13 protein-coding genes are annotated in these 15,054 nt (G+C 72.2%); 8 read left to right on the top strand and 5 right to left on the bottom strand.

Annotation, left to right across the window (positions count from 1 at the left end; translation table 11 throughout):
* Positions 1 to 8: 8 nt before the first annotated feature.
* Complete coding sequence (locus tag C1I99_RS19900) at positions 9 to 416, bottom strand: hypothetical protein (protein ID WP_111135733.1); 408 nt, start codon at positions 414 to 416, stop codon at positions 9 to 11.
* 173 nt (positions 417 to 589) lie between these two features.
* On the opposite strand from C1I99_RS19900, the gene C1I99_RS34085 reads away from it, so the two are divergent.
* Both C1I99_RS34085 and C1I99_RS19885 read left to right on the top strand, forming a co-directional pair.
* On the top strand, positions 590 to 2,632 hold the full coding sequence (locus C1I99_RS34085; RefSeq protein ID WP_111135731.1) for a glycerophosphodiester phosphodiesterase family protein: 2,043 nt from the start codon (positions 590 to 592) through the stop codon (positions 2,630 to 2,632).
* A 198-nt stretch (positions 2,633 to 2,830) separates the two neighbouring features.
* Entirely contained in the window at positions 2,831 to 3,211 is a 381-nt protein-coding gene (locus C1I99_RS19885; RefSeq protein WP_111135730.1) for a hypothetical protein, read from the top strand.
* A 78-nt stretch (positions 3,212 to 3,289) separates the two neighbouring features.
* Here the strand turns inward: C1I99_RS19885 and C1I99_RS19880 are convergent, their stop codons facing one another.
* From C1I99_RS19880 to C1I99_RS19870, 3 genes are all read right to left on the bottom strand, one after another.
* Entirely contained in the window at positions 3,290 to 4,240 is a 951-nt protein-coding gene (locus C1I99_RS19880) for a sporulation protein (RefSeq protein ID WP_111135729.1), read from the bottom strand.
* 121 nt (positions 4,241 to 4,361) lie between these two features.
* Positions 4,362 to 5,138, bottom strand: coding sequence for a DeoR/GlpR family DNA-binding transcription regulator (locus C1I99_RS19875; protein WP_111135728.1), 777 nt, complete (start codon positions 5,136 to 5,138; stop codon positions 4,362 to 4,364).
* A gap of 39 nt (positions 5,139 to 5,177) precedes the next feature.
* Positions 5,178 to 7,211, bottom strand: a complete 2,034-nt coding sequence (locus C1I99_RS19870; RefSeq protein ID WP_111135727.1) for a beta-galactosidase — start codon at positions 7,209 to 7,211, stop codon at positions 5,178 to 5,180.
* Positions 7,212 to 7,491: 280 nt separating this feature from the next.
* Here C1I99_RS19870 and C1I99_RS19865 point away from each other — a divergent pair, with 280 nt between their 5' ends.
* From C1I99_RS19865 to C1I99_RS19840, 6 genes are all read left to right on the top strand, one after another.
* Positions 7,492 to 8,820, top strand: a complete 1,329-nt coding sequence (locus tag C1I99_RS19865; RefSeq protein WP_111135726.1) for an ABC transporter substrate-binding protein — start codon at positions 7,492 to 7,494, stop codon at positions 8,818 to 8,820.
* Positions 8,821 to 8,840: 20 nt separating this feature from the next.
* Entirely contained in the window at positions 8,841 to 9,800 is a 960-nt protein-coding gene (locus C1I99_RS19860) for a carbohydrate ABC transporter permease (RefSeq protein WP_111135725.1), read from the top strand.
* Complete coding sequence (locus C1I99_RS19855; protein ID WP_111135724.1) at positions 9,797 to 10,708, top strand: carbohydrate ABC transporter permease; 912 nt, start codon at positions 9,797 to 9,799, stop codon at positions 10,706 to 10,708. The genes C1I99_RS19860 and C1I99_RS19855 overlap by 4 nt, the downstream gene beginning before the upstream one ends.
* Complete coding sequence (locus C1I99_RS19850) at positions 10,705 to 12,843, top strand: alpha-galactosidase (RefSeq protein ID WP_111135723.1); 2,139 nt, start codon at positions 10,705 to 10,707, stop codon at positions 12,841 to 12,843. Before C1I99_RS19855 ends, C1I99_RS19850 begins: the two co-directional genes overlap by 4 nt.
* A 122-nt stretch (positions 12,844 to 12,965) precedes the next feature.
* Positions 12,966 to 13,358: a YciI family protein gene (locus C1I99_RS19845; RefSeq protein WP_233512600.1), complete on the top strand. Its 393-nt coding sequence runs from the start codon at positions 12,966 to 12,968 to the stop codon at positions 13,356 to 13,358.
* Entirely contained in the window at positions 13,355 to 14,632 is a 1,278-nt protein-coding gene (locus C1I99_RS19840; protein ID WP_233512599.1) for an RNA polymerase sigma factor, read from the top strand. The genes C1I99_RS19845 and C1I99_RS19840 overlap by 4 nt, the downstream gene beginning before the upstream one ends.
* A gap of 100 nt (positions 14,633 to 14,732) precedes the next feature.
* Here the strand turns inward: C1I99_RS19840 and C1I99_RS19835 are convergent.
* Positions 14,733 to 15,054 (bottom strand): cellulose binding domain-containing protein (locus C1I99_RS19835; protein ID WP_199562288.1); only part of this gene is annotated, 322 nt, incomplete at its 5' end.

The raw sequence follows: 15,054 nt of genomic DNA, 5'->3' as shown, positions 1-15,054 counted from the left end.
GGGTGGGGTTATTCGGTGGTGGAGTTGCCGGGGCCGGTGGCGATGGTGGACTGGTCGCTGGTGGACCCGCCGGCCGGGGTGCTCAGGCCGCCCGTGGTGGCGTCACCCGTCGTCGTCGGCGCGACCTTGCCGCGGTGCCGCTCGGGCTGACGGGCCAGCCGGCGCACACTCGCCGGCCCGGCGGTGCCGCCGGTGGTGGTCACCGCACCCTGGCCCCTGGTCGGGCCGCCGTCGCGCAGCACGTTCGGGTCGACCCGCACCCGCGCCGGGTCACCGGGATCCTCCTCCTCGATGACCCGCTGAACGTCGGTCGGAGGCACGGTGACCTCGTCGAGGGCGCCCTCGCCGTACACGCCACCGGCTATCCGGTCCTCGGCCCGCCGGGCGGCGTCCTGTCGCCTGTCGTCCTCACGCACGTTGATCACCTCGCAGATGGTGTCGGTCTTTCTGCGTGCCCGACGACCGGCCGGCCAAACCCGCACCGCCGGTTCACCGGGCCGTCTCCCGGCGCTCGCCCGCCCGCCGTCCCGGCTCCCCATGCTGGGCGACGGATCGGCGGGAGATCCCCGCCGGAGGGAGAGAGGACAGCGTGCGCACCATACGCCGTACCGCCGTCGCGGCACTGGTCGCGGCGACCGTGACGTCCGGGCTCGCGGCGCCCGCCGAGGCGAAGCCGCGACCGGACCGGAGTTTCGACGTCCAGGCCCACCGCGGCGGCCTGGGGTTACGGGTGGAGAGCACCCTCGCGTCGTTCGGCAACGCCCTCCAGCTCGGGGTGAACACCCTGGAACTGGACGTGCAGATCACCGAGGACGGGCAGGCCGTGGTCACCCACGACCGGCGGGTCAGTGGCACCAAGTGCGTGGACACCGCCCCGGTGACGCCGGGCGACCCGGAGTTCCCGTACGTCGGCAGGTACGTCAACACGCTCAGCCTGGCCCAGGTGCGCACCCTCGACTGCGGGTCGCGGACGCTGCCGGACCGGCCCGGCCAGCTCGCCGTGCCGGGCGCCCGGATGCCGCTGCTGCGCGAGGTGTTCGCCCTGGTGAAGCGCTACCGGGCCGATGACGTGACGCTCAACGTGGAGACCAAGGTGGAGGCCGGCGCGCCGGCCGAGACCGCCCCGCGGGAGCAGTTCGTCCAGGTGACCGCGGCGGAGATCCGGGCCGCTGGGCTGCTCAGGCAGGTGACCATCCAGAGCTTCGACTGGGGCGCGCTGATGCGGATGCGCCAGGTCGAACCGCGGCTGCCGCTGGTCGCGCTGACCAACCACGACTTCCTGCAGACCGGGCAGCCCGGCGCGTCGCCGTGGCTGGGCGGGCTGGACATCGACGACTTCGGCGGCGACCCGATCCGGGCGATCCGCAGCTTCGGCGCTGACGCGTTCTCACCAGTGCACGGCTTTCCGCAGAACGGCACGGTCACCGACCCGGCCTACCGCCCGTACGTCACCCGGGAGCTGATGGCCCACGCGCACCGCAACGGGATCAGGGTGATCCCCTGGACGGTGAACGACGTGCCGACCATGGCAAAGCTGATCGACGACGGGGTGGACGGCATCATCACCGACTACCCGGACCGGCTGCGCGACCTGCTCGCGCAGCGCGGCATGCCGCTGCCGACGGGGCACGCCGCGCCGTTCGACGTCCAGGCGCACCGGGGCGGCCGGGCCACCCGGCCGGAGAACACCCTGCCCGCGTTCGCGCACGCGCTGACCAACCGGGCGATCTCCACCCTGGAGCTGGACACCGGGGTCAGCTCCGACGGTCACCTGGTGGTGCTGCACGATCGCACCGTCAACGGCTCGCACTGCCAGGACACCGCTCCGGCCCGCCCCGGCGACCCGGAGTTCCCGTACGTGGGCAGGCGGGTACACGACCTGACCCTCGCGCAGCTGAAGACGCTGGACTGCGGCACGAAGACATTGCCGGAGCTGCCCGCGCAGGTGCCCGCCCCGGGGGCCCGGATCCCCACCCTGGACGAGGTCTTCGCGCTGGTCCGGGCCAGCGGCCGGGACGACATCCGATTCAACATCGAGACGAAGATCAGTCCGCTGGCGGACGACACCGAGCCGTACCGCAGCTTCACCCGCAAGCTGGTCACCGCGATCCAGCGGGCCGGCCTCACCGGCCGGGCCACCATCCAGTCCTTCGACTGGCGGACCATCACCTACGCCCGCAAGCTCGACCGGCGGATCGGCACGGTGGCGCTGGTGTGGCAGTACGGCCCGGCGGAGTGCGCGAGCCTCGCCGACGAGTGCTCGCTGCGGGCGGTGTACGGCGACCCGACGGTGCGCAGCCCGTGGACCGCGGGGCTGGACTGGTGGAAACACCGGGACCTGGGCAGGCTGACCCGTGCGGCGGACGCGGGGACGGTGTCGGCGAACTGGCAGGTGCACGATCCGGGGCAGGGCACGCTCGCCGTCGCGGACTGGTACCTGCGGGAGAACCCGGCGTACTTCCACGGACCGGACGTGCGCACCCTGCAGCGCCGGTACGGGCTGAAGGTGATCCCGTACACCGTCAACGACGCGGCGGTGATGCAGCGGGTCATCGACCTCGGCGTCGACGGCGTCATCACCGACGACCCCGAGCTGCTCGTCGGCGTAGCGATCCGCAACGGCCTGCGCTGAGGTGCCCCGCCGGTGGCGCCCGCGGCGGCGTCACCGGCGGGTCCGCGGCAATCCGGCCGGTGACCGGGTGTTACTGCCCCCGGCGGTCGGGTAGTCGGGGGGTGCCCCCGCCAGAAACACGAAACCGTGCCGTGGCCGAGACGCGGTAGCGGGGCGAGGGATTGCAGGTACGACTCATCGCATCCTGAGGAGGACCAGATGAGCACGCAGGCTGCATCCACCAGGCCGACGAACCGGCCGGCCGCCGACATGCAGAACCGCGCGGCGATGCAGGAGGCGCCCACCCGCCCGATGCCGATGGCGGGTGACGGGCACCGGGAGCAGATGCCGTCGCCAGGCACGGAGACCAAGCACTCGTTCCTGACGACGGAGTTCTGGATCTTCGCCGCCGCGTCTGCATTGCTGGTGATCTCCGCCTTCTGGCGGGGTCCGGCCACCGACGGGCTGAACATCAACAACCCGAACCAGGCGTGGTGGTATCTGACCATCCTGACCGGCGCGTACCTGGTCAGTCGAGGTCTGGCCAAGGCCGGTAGCGCGCGCCGTTCCGGCGAGGAGCGGAAGACGCGCGGGCGCTGACCCGCCACGAGCGGCCGGTGGCCTCCGGGAGGATCTCCCGGAGGCCACGGTCGTGGGTGGGCCCGCCGTGCCCGCGGCTCACTCCTCGAAGCCGCCGAAGCCCTCGGCGAAGTCGCCCTCGAAGGCGTCCTCGATCATCTCGCCGGCGACCATCCCGCCGGCGACGCCCAGCGCGGCCCCGGCGACCATCCCGCCCATGCCGTGGCCCCGGCCGCGCCCGTGCGGGACCCCGAAGCCCTGGGCGCGCAGGCCGCCGTAGCGGGAGGTGGTCTCCCGCAGCCAGCGGTCGACCACCTCGGTCCAGTCGACCCGGTCCGCGTCGGCGTGCGACACCTGGTACCTGCCGAAGACGTCGTGGCCGGCGCTGAGGAAGCCGCCGCGCTTGTCGCATTCCAGGATCACGTCGACGCCCTGCCGGCTGGTCACGAACGTCAGCTCGACCTCGGTGATGGTCTGCGCGTACTGCGGCGCGGCGAAGAACTCGATCTCCTGGTAGAACGGCAGCGTCTGCTGCGTGCCCCGGATGTGGCCGCGCTCCAGGTCGGCGTGCTTGAACCGGAACCCGAGCCGCTGGAACGCCTCCAGGATCCGCTCGTGCACCGGCAGCGGGTGCACGTTGACCTGGTCGAGGTCGCTCTTGTCCACCGCGCGGGCGATCGCCAGCTCGGTGCGCAGCCCCATCGTCATGCCGTGCAGGCGCTGGCCGTAGACGTCGGTGATCGGCGTCTCCCACGGCACCGGCAGCTGGAACGGGATGGTCAGCTGCTGCTTCGGGGCGAGCTGGAGCGGGCCGCTGACCGGCATCCGGTAGAACTCCATGACGCCGGCGTACTCGGTGTCGCCGCCCTCGATCTCCACCCTGGTGACCAGGCCGACCACGACCTGCTCGATGTTCGCCGGGGCGTCCCCGCCGAGCAGGTTGACCCGGCCGTCGAGGGTCAGGCCGGGCCGGGTGTTCGGGTTGTCCAGCACGGTGTCCACACTGGGACCGCCCACGCCGAACGCGCTCAGCATCTTCTTGAAGACCATTCGGAACTCCCGCGTTGCCGGTCCCCGCTCCACCCTGGAACGGGCCGCTCACGGCGGCACCCTATCCGCCGGCGCTGTGAGATGCCTGTGAGCCGCACCGGCGCGCCGCTGCCGGCGGCGTTCACGCCACCTCGACCACGATGAGCTCGCCGACCTGCTCGCCGATCGCGGTCCGCGCCTCCGCGGGCAGCCCGCCGTCGGTGATCAGCACGTCGGTGTCCTCCAGTGGGGCGATGGTGGCGATGCCGATCGTCTCCCACTTGGTGTGGTCGGCCAGCACCACCAGCTGCCGGGACGCGTTGATCAGGCAGCGGTTGATCCCGGCCTCCAGCAGGTTCGGGGTGGTGAGGCCGGTGCGCTTGCTCATCCCGTGCACCCCGAGAAAGAGCAGGTCGACGTTGAGCGAGCTGATTGCCGCCTCGGCGACCGGCCCGGTGAGCGCGTCGGACGGGGTGCGGATGCCGCCGGTCAGCACCACGGTCTGGTCGGCACGCGGGTTCTGGTAGAGCGCGTCGGCGACCGGGATCGAGTTGGTCACCACGGTCAGCCCCCGCACGTCGGCCAGCAGCGTGGCCAGCGCCGCGGTGGTGGTGCCGGCAGAGAGGGCGATGGCCATCCCCGGCTCGACCAGGGTCGCGGCCCGGTCGGCGATGGCGCGCTTCTCGGCCTGCTGGCGGATCGACTTCGCGGCGAATCCGGGCTCCTCGGCCGACCCGGGGCCGACCAGGGTCGCCCCGCCGTGCACCTTGTCGACCAGCCCGCGCTCGGCCAGCACTTCCAGATCTCGCCGGATGGTCATGTCGGAGACGCCGAACCGGCTCACCAGGTGGCTGACCCGGACGCCGCCGCGCTGGCGGATCAGATCGAGGATGGCGGTCTGCCGTTGCTGGGCGAGCATGGAACCTCCTTCGCCCGGACGATGGGATGAGTATCCGGCTCAGGTCGCATCGACGGTCCGCTGCCTCGCCACAACCGGCGTGGACTGGGCTTCCTCGCGCACCACGGCCACCTCGCCGGGGGCGACCACCAGCTCACCGGCGCAGGGCACGCCACCGAGCAGTTCGGTGCCGGTGACCGCCAGCCGGGCCGCCTCGGCTGTGTGGTTGATGACGAAAAGCCAGCTCCGGTCACCGTCGCGGCGCCGGGCCACCTCCACGCCCGCCGGGACCGCCGCCGCCGGACGGGCGCCGGACTCGGCCACCAGCCGGGTCACCAGTCGCTCGGTCGCCGCCGGGTCGAGGCGGGTGCCGACGTACCAGGCGGCGCCCGCGCCGACCGGGTGCCGGGTCAGCGCCGGCACGCCCGGCAGCGGCCCGTCGGCGTACGACGCGAGCACCTGCGCGCCCTCGGCGTGCAGCCACTCGGTCCACACGTCGGCGACCGAGCCGTCGTCGAGGCGGACCTGCTCCCCCGCGCGCAGCGGGAAGAACTCCTCGGTGCGTACGCCGAGCAGCTCCCGGAACGCGCCCGGGTACCCGCCCAGCCGGATGTGGTCGTGCTCGTCGACGATGCCGCTGAAGTAGGTGACCAGGGCGGTGCCGCCGCGCTCGACGAAGGCGCGCAGCGCCGCGACGTGCGCGTCCCGGACCAGGTAGAGCGTGGGCACCAGCACGAGGCGGTAGCCGGACAGGTCCGCCGACGGGTGCACCACGTCGGCGGTGATCCCGGCCCGCCACAGCGGGTCGTAGAGCGCGCGGAGGCGGTCGGCGTAGGTGATGTCGACGCTGGGGTGGGAGTCCAGCTCGACCCCCCACCACGCCTCGAAGTCGAACAGGATCGCCACCTCGGCGTCGACCCGGCTGCCGCGGACCTCCGCGAGCGCCGCGAGGTCCGCGCCCAGCCGGCACACCTCGCGGTACACCTTGGTGTCGGGTCCGGCGTGCGGGACGAGCGCGGAGTGGTACTTCTCCGCCCCGGCCCGGGAGGCCCGCCACTGGAAGAAGAGCACCCCGTCGGCGCCGCGCGCGACGTGCGCCAGGCTGTTGCGACGCAGCTGCCCGGGGGTCTTGGCCACGTTGCGGGGCTGCCAGTTGACCGCGCTGGTGGAGTGCTCCATCAGCAGCCACGGGTCGCCGCCGGCGACACCGCGGGTCTGGTCGGCCGCGAGGGCCAGCCCGACGTGCGCCTGCGGGTCGGCGGCGGTCAGGTAGTGGTCGTTGGCGACCAGGTCCACGTCGGACGCCCAGGAGTGGTAGTCGAGGTACTTGGTGCCGGTGCCGATCATGAAGTTGGTGGTGATCGGCTGACGCACCCGCCGGGTCAGCACCTCGCGTTCGGCGCGCAGTTGGGCCCGCTGCTCGTCCGAGGAGAAGCGCAGGAAGTCCAGCTGCTGGGTGGGGTTGGCGAAGGCCGTGGCGACGCGGGGCGGGTTGACCTCGGCCCAGTCGCCGTAGCGCTGGCTCCAGAACGTGGTGCCCCAGGCGTCGTTGAGCCCGTTTAGGTCGCGGTAGCGTTCGCGCAGCCAGCGGCGGAACGCCTCGGCGCTGACGTCGCAGTAGCAGTGCACGTTGTGGCAGCCCAACTCGTTGGAGACGTGCCACATCACCACCGCCGGGTGGTCGGCGTACCGGGTGGCGACGGCGTCGACCAGGGCGAGCGAGCGCTGCCGGAAGACCGGCGAGCTGGGGCAGTACGCCTGCCGGCCGCCGGGCCAGAGGATGGCGCCGTCGGCCCGCCGGGGCAGCGTCTCCGGGTGCTGGTGGGCCAGCCACGGCGGAGGGCTGGCGGTGGCGGTGGCCAGGTCGACCGAGACGCCGCCGTCGTGCAGCAGGTCGAGCACCCGGTCCAGCCAGCCGAAGGTGAACTCACCGGGAGCGGGCTCCAGCAGGGCCCAGGAGAAGATGCCGACCGAGACCAGGTTGACCCCGGCGCGGCGCATCAGCTCGACATCCTCAACCCAGGTCTGCTCGGGCCACTGCTCGGGGTTGTAGTCGGCACCGAACCAGATGTTCTCGCCGTGCCATCGCCGCATGAGTGCAGAGAGTGCCCCGATCGGACGTTCAAGTCAACAGTTTTCAACACCGATGAGGTTTCCAACGTTTACCCGGTAACAGCCTTGTCACGACTGAGTTACTCCCTCCTGACCACCCCCTTGACAGCGCTCCAAGGACGAGTAGCTTGAGGCGCCACTGGCAGTTCGTGTTCGCCAATGTGGATTCACGGTGGATCCGGATGTGGGATCACGACGGCCCGGCACTGCCATCACCGACGGCCCTCGGGCGCAGCGCACCTCTTCATCCGCAGGAGGCACCATGTCCCGTCCCCGAACCCACGCCGAGTACCTGGCCCGGCTCGTACCGCCCTCCGTCGCCGCACTCCCCCGTCGTTCGCTGCTGGCCGGCGCCGCCGGTGCCGGCGCCCTACTCGGCACCGGGCTGCTCGCCGGCTGCGGCGGCTCCGACTCCGGCGGCTCCGGCGGCAAGACCGTGTCGCTGGGCTCCAACCAGTCCGACCCGAAGCCCAAGGACGTCATCGCCAAGGTGATGGACGGGTTCCAGACCTCCTCCGGCCTGCAGGTCGCGATCAACACGGTCGACCACAACACGTTCCAGGAGAACATCAACAACTACCTGCAGGGCAAGCCGGACGACGTGTTCACCTGGTTCGCCGGCTACCGGATGCGGTTCTTCGCCGCACGCGGCCTCGCCGGGGACCTCACCGACGTGTGGGGCAAGCTCTCCGGGATGTCGGACGCGTTCAAGAAGGCGTCCACCGGCGACGACGGCAAGCAGTACTTCGTGCCGTCGTCGTACTACCCGTGGGCGGTCTTCTACCGCAAGTCCGTCTGGCAGCAGAACGGCTACCAGGTGCCCACGACCCTCGACGAGCTGACCAGCCTCGCCGGGGAGATGAAGAAGGACGGCCTGAACCCGATCGCCTTCGCCGACAAGGACGGCTGGCCGGCGATGGGCACCTTCGACATCCTCAACCTGCGGATCAACGGCTACCAGTTCCACGTCGACCTGATGGCCGGCAAGGAGTCCTGGACCTCGGACAAGGTGAAGAAGGTCTTCGACACCTGGCGCGGGCTGCTGCCGCTGCACCAGCCGGACAGCCTCGGCCGGACCTGGCAGGAGGCGGCTCAGTCCCTGCAGCAGAAGAAGAGCGGCATGTACCTGCTCGGCCTCTTCGTCGCCCAGCAGTTCGGCGACGACGAGCAGGACGACCTCGACTTCTTCACCTTCCCGGAGATCGACCCGGCGATCGGGGCCAAAGCCCTGGACGCGCCGATCGACGGCTACATGATGGCCCGCCGGCCCAAGTCGGAGGAGAACGCCAAGAAGCTGCTGGAGTACCTCGGCTCGAAGGCGGCGGCGGACATCACCGTGCAGAACGACCCGAGCACGCTGGTCGCCAACACCCAGGCCGACACCAGCGGCTACACCGCGCTGCAGCGCAAGGCCGCCGAGCTGGTCGGCTCAGCCACCGAAATCGCCCAGTTCCTGGACCGCGACACCCGACCGGACTTCGCCTCGACGGTGATCATCCCGGCGCTCCAGCAGTTCATCAAGGAGCCGAACGACATCGACGGGCTCACCTCCAGCATCGAGAACCAGAAGAAGTCGATCTTCACCGACTGACGGCGAGAGGGGAAGGACCCGTGTCCGACCGGCCCCTGATCCAGGCGGATCGCGCCGTACCGCCACCGGCTGCGACCACCACCGCCACCGGTGGTCGCAGCCCCCGGCTACGGCTGTTGTCCCGCACCGACCGCGTGGTCGTCACGCTCATGGTGCTCGTACCGCTACTGCTCGTCGTCGGTCTGGTCTGGCTGCCGGCGCTGGCCACCGTGGCACTCTCCGGCACCGACTGGGACGGCATCGGCCCGGTCAGCGAGATCGAGTGGGTGGGCGGCCGCAACTACGCCGACGTCATCCAGATCTACCCGCCGTTCGTGCCGGCCGTGCAGAACAACCTGCTCTGGCTCGCGGCGCTGTTCGTGGTGGCCACCCCGTTCGGCATGTTCCTCGCCGTCCTGCTCGACAAGGAGCTGCGGGGCACCCGGTTCTACCAGACCGCGCTCTACCTGCCGGTGGTGCTCTCGCTCGCGCTGATCGGCTTCGTCTGGCAGCTGCTCTACTCCCGTGACCAGGGCCTGGTCAACGCGCTCCTCGGCACGAGCGTCGACTGGTACGGCGACCCGGACGTCAACATCTGGGCGGTGCTGGTCGCCGCCGGCTGGCGGCACGTCGGCTATGTCATGCTGCTATACCTGGCCGGGCTGAAGGGTGTCGACCCGTCGCTGCGGGAGGCGGCCCAGGTGGACGGCGCGTCCGAGACCAGCACCTTCTTCCGGGTGGTCTTCCCGGTGATGCGGCCGATCAACATCATCGTGCTGGTGGTGACCGTGATCGAGTCGCTGCGCGCGTTCGACCTGGTCTGGGTGATCAACAAGGGTCGCAACGGGCTGGAGCTGCTCTCCGCGCTGGTCACCCAGAACGTGGTCGGCGAGGCCAGCCGGATCGGGTTCGGCTCGGCGCTGGCGACCATCATGCTGGTCGTCTCGCTGGTCTTCATCACCATTTACCTGGCGACCGTGATGCGGGAGGACCGGCGATGAGCACCGCGACCACGACCCGGGAGTCGGCGACCACTGCGGCGCCGCGGCGACACCAGCCCTTGCGGCCGCAACGGGTGGTGCTGCACGCCTTCCTCGCCGCGGTGGCCCTCGGCTGGCTCTTCCCGGTCCTCTGGGCCGTGCTGACCTCGCTGCGCTCCTACCAGTACACCGCCGAGAACGGCTACGTTTCGCTGGGCGGCTGGACCCTCGACAACTACGTCACCGCCTGGCGGACCGCCGAGTTCGGCAAGCACTTCCTCAACTCCGCCTACATCACGGTGCCGGCGGTGCTGCTGACGCTCTTCCTCGCCTCGTGCGTGGCGTTCGTCATCGCCCGGTTCAGCTGGAAGACCAACCTCGTCCTGCTCGGCCTGTTCACCGCGGCGAACCTGCTGCCCCAGCAGGCCCTGCTGATCCCGCTGTTCCGGCTGTTCACCCAGGTGCCGCTGCCGGAGTTCATGAGCGACTCCGAGCTGCTGTACGACAGCTACTGGGGGCTGATCCTGGTCAACGTCGCCTTCCAGTGCGGCTTCTGCGTCTTCGTGCTGAGCAACTACATGAAGGCCCTGCCCCGCGACCTGTACGAGGCGGCGATGGTCGACGGCGCCAGCATCTGGCGGCAGTACTGGCAGGTGACCATGCCGCTGTGCCGGCCGGCCCTGGCCGCCCTCGCCACGCTGGAGGTGACCTGGATCTACAACGAGTTCTTCTGGGCCACGGTGCTCATGCGCACCGGCGACAAGTTCCCGGTGACCAGCTCACTGAACAACCTGCGCGGCGAGTTCTTCACCGACAACAACCTGGTCTCGGCCGGCTCGGTGCTGGTCGCGATCCCGACCCTGGTGATCTTCTTCCTGCTCCAGAGGCAGTTCGTCCGAGGCCTGACGCTGGGAGCGAGCAAGGGATGACGGTCGTCCACCTGCGCCGCGCGCGGACCAGCCTGGTGCTCGACGCGCGCGGCCCGGGGCTGCCCCGGGTGGTGCACTGGGGCGCCGACCTCGGCCCGCTGCACCCCGACGAGCTGCCCGCGCTGGTCGACGCGACCGTGCCGCCGGTGGTGCCGAGCAGCTTCGACGCCCCCACCGTGCTGTCGCTGCTGCCCGAGGCGAGCGCCGGCTGGAGCGGCCGGCCCGCGCTCGCCGGGCACCGCGACCGCACCGCCTGGTCCACCGCGTTCCGCCTCGACGGCATCGACGTCGACGACCCGGGCGAGGGCTCCGCCCGGATCACCGTCCGAGCGGCCGACCCGGGCGCCGGGCTGTCGCTGGCCGTCGAGATCGACCTCGACCCGGCCGGCCTGCTGCTGCTGCGGCACCGGCTGCGCAACGACGGCGCCACCGCGTACGAGCTGCGGGAGCTGACCCCGGTGTTGCCGGTGCCGGCGGTCGCCACCGAACTGCTCGACCTGACCGGCCGGTGGTGCCGGGAACGGTCCCCGCAGCGGCACCCCTGGCCGATGGGGGCCTGGGTCCGGGAGGGCCGGCACGGCCGGACCGGGCACGACGCCACCCTGCTGCTGGTCGCCGGGACCGCCGGCTTCGGCTTCCGGCACGGGCAGGTGTGGGCGGTGCACACCGCGTGGAGCGGAGACCACGTCACCTTCGCCGAGCGCCGGCCCACCGGGGAAGCCACGCTCGGCGGCGGGGAACTGCTCGCCCCGGGTGAGGTGGTGCTCGCCCCGGGCGGCGAGTACGCCACCCCACTGCTCTACGCGGCCTGGTCCGACGCCGGGCTGGACGGGCTCAGCGACACCCTGCACACCCATCTGCGGGCCCGGCCGCGGCACCCGAGGACACCCCGGCCGGTCACCCTGAACGTGTGGGAGGCGGTCTACTTCGACCACGACCTGGACCGGCTGCGGACGCTGGCCGACCACGCCGCCGAGGTGGGGGTGGAGCGGTTCGTGCTCGACGACGGCTGGTTCCGGGGGCGGCGCGACGACACCGCCGGCCTCGGCGACTGGTACGCCGACGCGGACGTCTGGCCGGACGGGCTGCAACCGCTGATCGACCACGTGACCGGTCAGGGGATGCAGTTCGGGCTCTGGGTCGAGCCGGAGATGGTCAACCCGGACTCGGACCTGTTCCGCGCCCACCCCGGGTGGGTGCTGTCGGCGCCCGGCCGGCTGCCGCCGCCGTGGCGGCACCAGCAGGTGCTCGACCTGGCCCACCCGGAGGCGTACGGGCACCTGCTGGAACGGCTCGACGCGCTGCTGACCGCCCACCCCGGAATCGGCTACCTCAAGTGGGACCACAATCGGGACCTCACCGAGGCGGGGCACCACGGCCGCCCCGGGGTGCACGAGCAGACCCTCGCCGTCTACCGGCTCCTCGACGAGCTGCGCCGCCGGCACCCCCGGGTGGAGATCGAGAGCTGCGCCTCCGGCGGCGCCCGGATCGACCTGGAGATCCTGCGGCGCACCGACCGGGTGTGGGCCAGCGACTGCAACGACGCCCTGGAACGGCTGGCGATCCAGCGCTGGACCGGGCTGCTGCTCCCGCCCGAGCTGGTCGGCACCCACATCGGCCCGGAGCGCTCGCACACCACCCACCGCGTCCACGACCTCGGTTTCCGGGCGGCGACCGCCCTCTTCGGCCACCACGGCATCGAGTGGGACATCGGCGCGATCAGCGCCGCGGAGCGCCGCGAGTTGGCCGCCTGGGTGGCGCTGCACAAGCGGCTCCGCCCGTTGCTGCACGGCGGGCGGGTGGTCCGGGTCGACCATCCGGACCCGGCCGTCTGGGCGCACGGCGTGGTCGCCCACGACGGCACCCGGGCGGTGTACGCCGTGGCCCGGCTGGGCACCTCGGTGGCCCAGGTGCCCGGACCGGTCCGGCTCCCCGGACTCGACCGGCGACGGCGGTACGCGGTCCGCCCGGCGGCGGGCGTGCCGGAGCCGGCGACGCTGCAGCTGACCGGGCCGGCCTGGCTGGCCGGCGGCGGGGTGACGCTCAGCGGGGCGGTGCTGGCCACGGTCGGGCTCCAGCTGCCGGCGCTGCACCCCGAGCAGACCGTGCTGCTGGAGGTCACCGCCGTCGACTGAGGCGCCGCCAAACTTCCCGAGATTTCTCCGGCGCGGATGTCGAGAACCGCCGTGCCTGCTTCTACCTGAGGGTGAGAGCACCGATGATGGTGCGCAGGCGTGAGGAGCCAGACGTGAAGTACATGTTGCTGATGCAGTTCAGCGCGGCGGGCACGGACTTCCCCCCGATCGACACGTGGACGCCAGCGGAGATCCGGGCGCACATCGGTTTCATGGGGGAGGTCAGCGCGAAGCTCGCCTCCGACGGGGAGCTGGTCCAGGCGGAGGGTCTCGCCGGGCCGGCGCAGGCGAAGATCGTCCAGGCCGGTGCGGACGGCGCGCCGGTGGTCACCGAGGGCCCGTTCGCCGAGACCAAGGAGTTCCTCGCCGGCTGGTGGATCGTGGACTGCGACAGCCCGCAGCGGGCCGTGCAGATCGCCGCGCACATCTCCACCGCGCCCGGCCCCGGCGGCCGGCCGTTGAACATGCCGATCGAGGTGCACCCGGTCATGTCCGCCCCGCCCGAGGAGCTGTGACGGGCCTGACCACGATCGACTCGCCTGTCGAGGACCTGCTGCGCGAGCTGGCGCCGCAGGTCCTCGGCGTGCTCGCCCGCCGGTTCGGTGACTTCGCCACCGCCGAGGACGCGGTGCAGGAGGCGCTGCTGGCGGCCGCGACCCGGTGGCCGGCGGAGGGAGTGCCGGACAACCCGCGCGGCTGGCTGATCCAGGTCGCGTACCGGCGGATGATCGAACTGGTCCGCGGTGAGGCGGCCCGGCGGCGGCGGGAGGACCTCGCCGCGCGGCGGGAGCCGGACGGCCGGCAGACCGCGCCGGCCGCGGACGAGGAGTTCACGGCGGACCGGGACGACACCCTGATCCTGCTCTTCCTCTGCTGCCACCCGGCCCTGTCGCCGGCCTCGGCGGTCGCGCTGACGCTGCGCGCGGTGGGCGGCCTGAGCACCGCCGAGATCGCGCACGCCTTCCTCGTTCCGGAGGCCACCATGGCCCAGCGGATCAGCCGCGCGAAGCAGCGTATCCGGGCCTCCGGCGTCGGGTTCCGGATGCCCGAGTCGGCGGAGCGGCAGCGCCGGCTGGCCTCCGTCCTGCAGGTGCTCTACCTGGTCTTCACCGAGGGGCACACCGCCAGCCTCGGGCCCGACCTGCGCCGGGTGGACCTGTCGGAGGAGGCGATCCGGCTGACCCGGGCGCTGCACGCCCTGCTGCCCGCCGACAGCGAGGTCACCGGCCTGCTCGCGCTGATGCTGCTCACCGACGCCCGGGCCACGGCGCGGACCGGCCCCTCGGGTGAGCTGATCTCCCTGGCCGACCAGGATCGCCGCCGCTGGGACGCGGCGGCGATCGCCGAGGGGGTCGCGTTGGTCACCCGGGCGCTGGCGCGCGGGCCGCTCGGGCCGTACCAGGTGCAGGCGGCGATCGCGGCACTGCACGACGAGGCGCCCAGCGCCGAGCGGACCGACTGGCCGCAGATCCTCGCCCTGTACGAGGTGCTGGAGCGGATGTGCGGCAACCCGGTGGTCTCGCTCAACCGGGCGGTGGCGACGGCGATGGTGCACGGCCCCGACGCCGGCCTCGAGGCGCTCGCCGCACTGGCGGCCGACACCCGGCTCGCCCGTCACCACCGGCTGCCCGCCGCCCGGGCCCACCTGCACGAGATGGCTGGCGACCGGGAGCGCGCGGTGGCCGACTACCGGGCCGCCGCCGCGCTGACGACCAGCCTGCCCGAGCAGCGCTACCTCATGATGCGCGCCGCCCGCCTGGCCGCCGCCCGCCAGGCCGAGCCGTCGTGACCCGGCCGGCGTGACCCGGGTGCCGGTCCCCGTCGACCGACCACACCATCGAGCGGTGGCCGGGTCCTTAACGGGCCCGGCCACCGGTCGTGCGACGGCGTCAGCTCGCGGTGCAGCTCACCCCGGGCGTGGCGTTGGTGCCGTTCCAGCTGGCGACGAAGCCGAAGCTGGTGCTAGCCCCGGCGCCGAGCCGGCCGTTCCAGTCCACGTTGCGGGCGGTGACGGCCGATCCGCTGCTGGTCAGCGTGGTGTTCCAGGACTGGCTGACCGTCTGGCCGTTGGCGAACGTCCACCTCGTCGTCCAGCCCGTGATGGCCGCCGCGCCGGCGGTCACCGTCACCTCGCCCTGGAAGCCGCCCGGCCACTGGTTGACCACGGTGTACCTCGCCGTGCACCCGGCGCCCGGCGGGGTGGTCGGGGGC

This window comes from Micromonospora deserti (assembly GCF_003236335.1).
GTDB classification, from domain to species: domain Bacteria; phylum Actinomycetota; class Actinomycetes; order Mycobacteriales; family Micromonosporaceae; genus Micromonospora; species Micromonospora deserti.
Note: the sequence above shows the minus strand (reverse complement) of the source record. Positions and strands in the feature narration are given on the sequence as shown.

Excerpts from the sequence above, each read along its gene's own strand:
- C1I99_RS19845 (WP_233512600.1), top strand. The coding sequence starts at position 12,966 with ATGTTGCTGATGCAGTTCAGCGCGGCGGGCACGGACTTCCCCCCGATC.
- C1I99_RS19870 (WP_111135727.1), bottom strand. The coding sequence starts at position 7,211 with ATGCGGCGATGGCACGGCGAGAACATCTGGTTCGGTGCCGACTACAAC.
- C1I99_RS19875 (WP_111135728.1), bottom strand. The coding sequence starts at position 5,138 with ATGCTCGCCCAGCAACGGCAGACCGCCATCCTCGATCTGATCCGCCAG.
- C1I99_RS19865 (WP_111135726.1), top strand. The coding sequence starts at position 7,492 with ATGTCCCGTCCCCGAACCCACGCCGAGTACCTGGCCCGGCTCGTACCG.
- C1I99_RS19885 (WP_111135730.1), top strand. The coding sequence starts at position 2,831 with ATGAGCACGCAGGCTGCATCCACCAGGCCGACGAACCGGCCGGCCGCC.
- C1I99_RS19850 (WP_111135723.1), top strand. The coding sequence starts at position 10,705 with ATGACGGTCGTCCACCTGCGCCGCGCGCGGACCAGCCTGGTGCTCGAC.
- C1I99_RS19880 (WP_111135729.1), bottom strand. The coding sequence starts at position 4,240 with ATGGTCTTCAAGAAGATGCTGAGCGCGTTCGGCGTGGGCGGTCCCAGT.
- C1I99_RS19855 (WP_111135724.1), top strand. The coding sequence starts at position 9,797 with ATGAGCACCGCGACCACGACCCGGGAGTCGGCGACCACTGCGGCGCCG.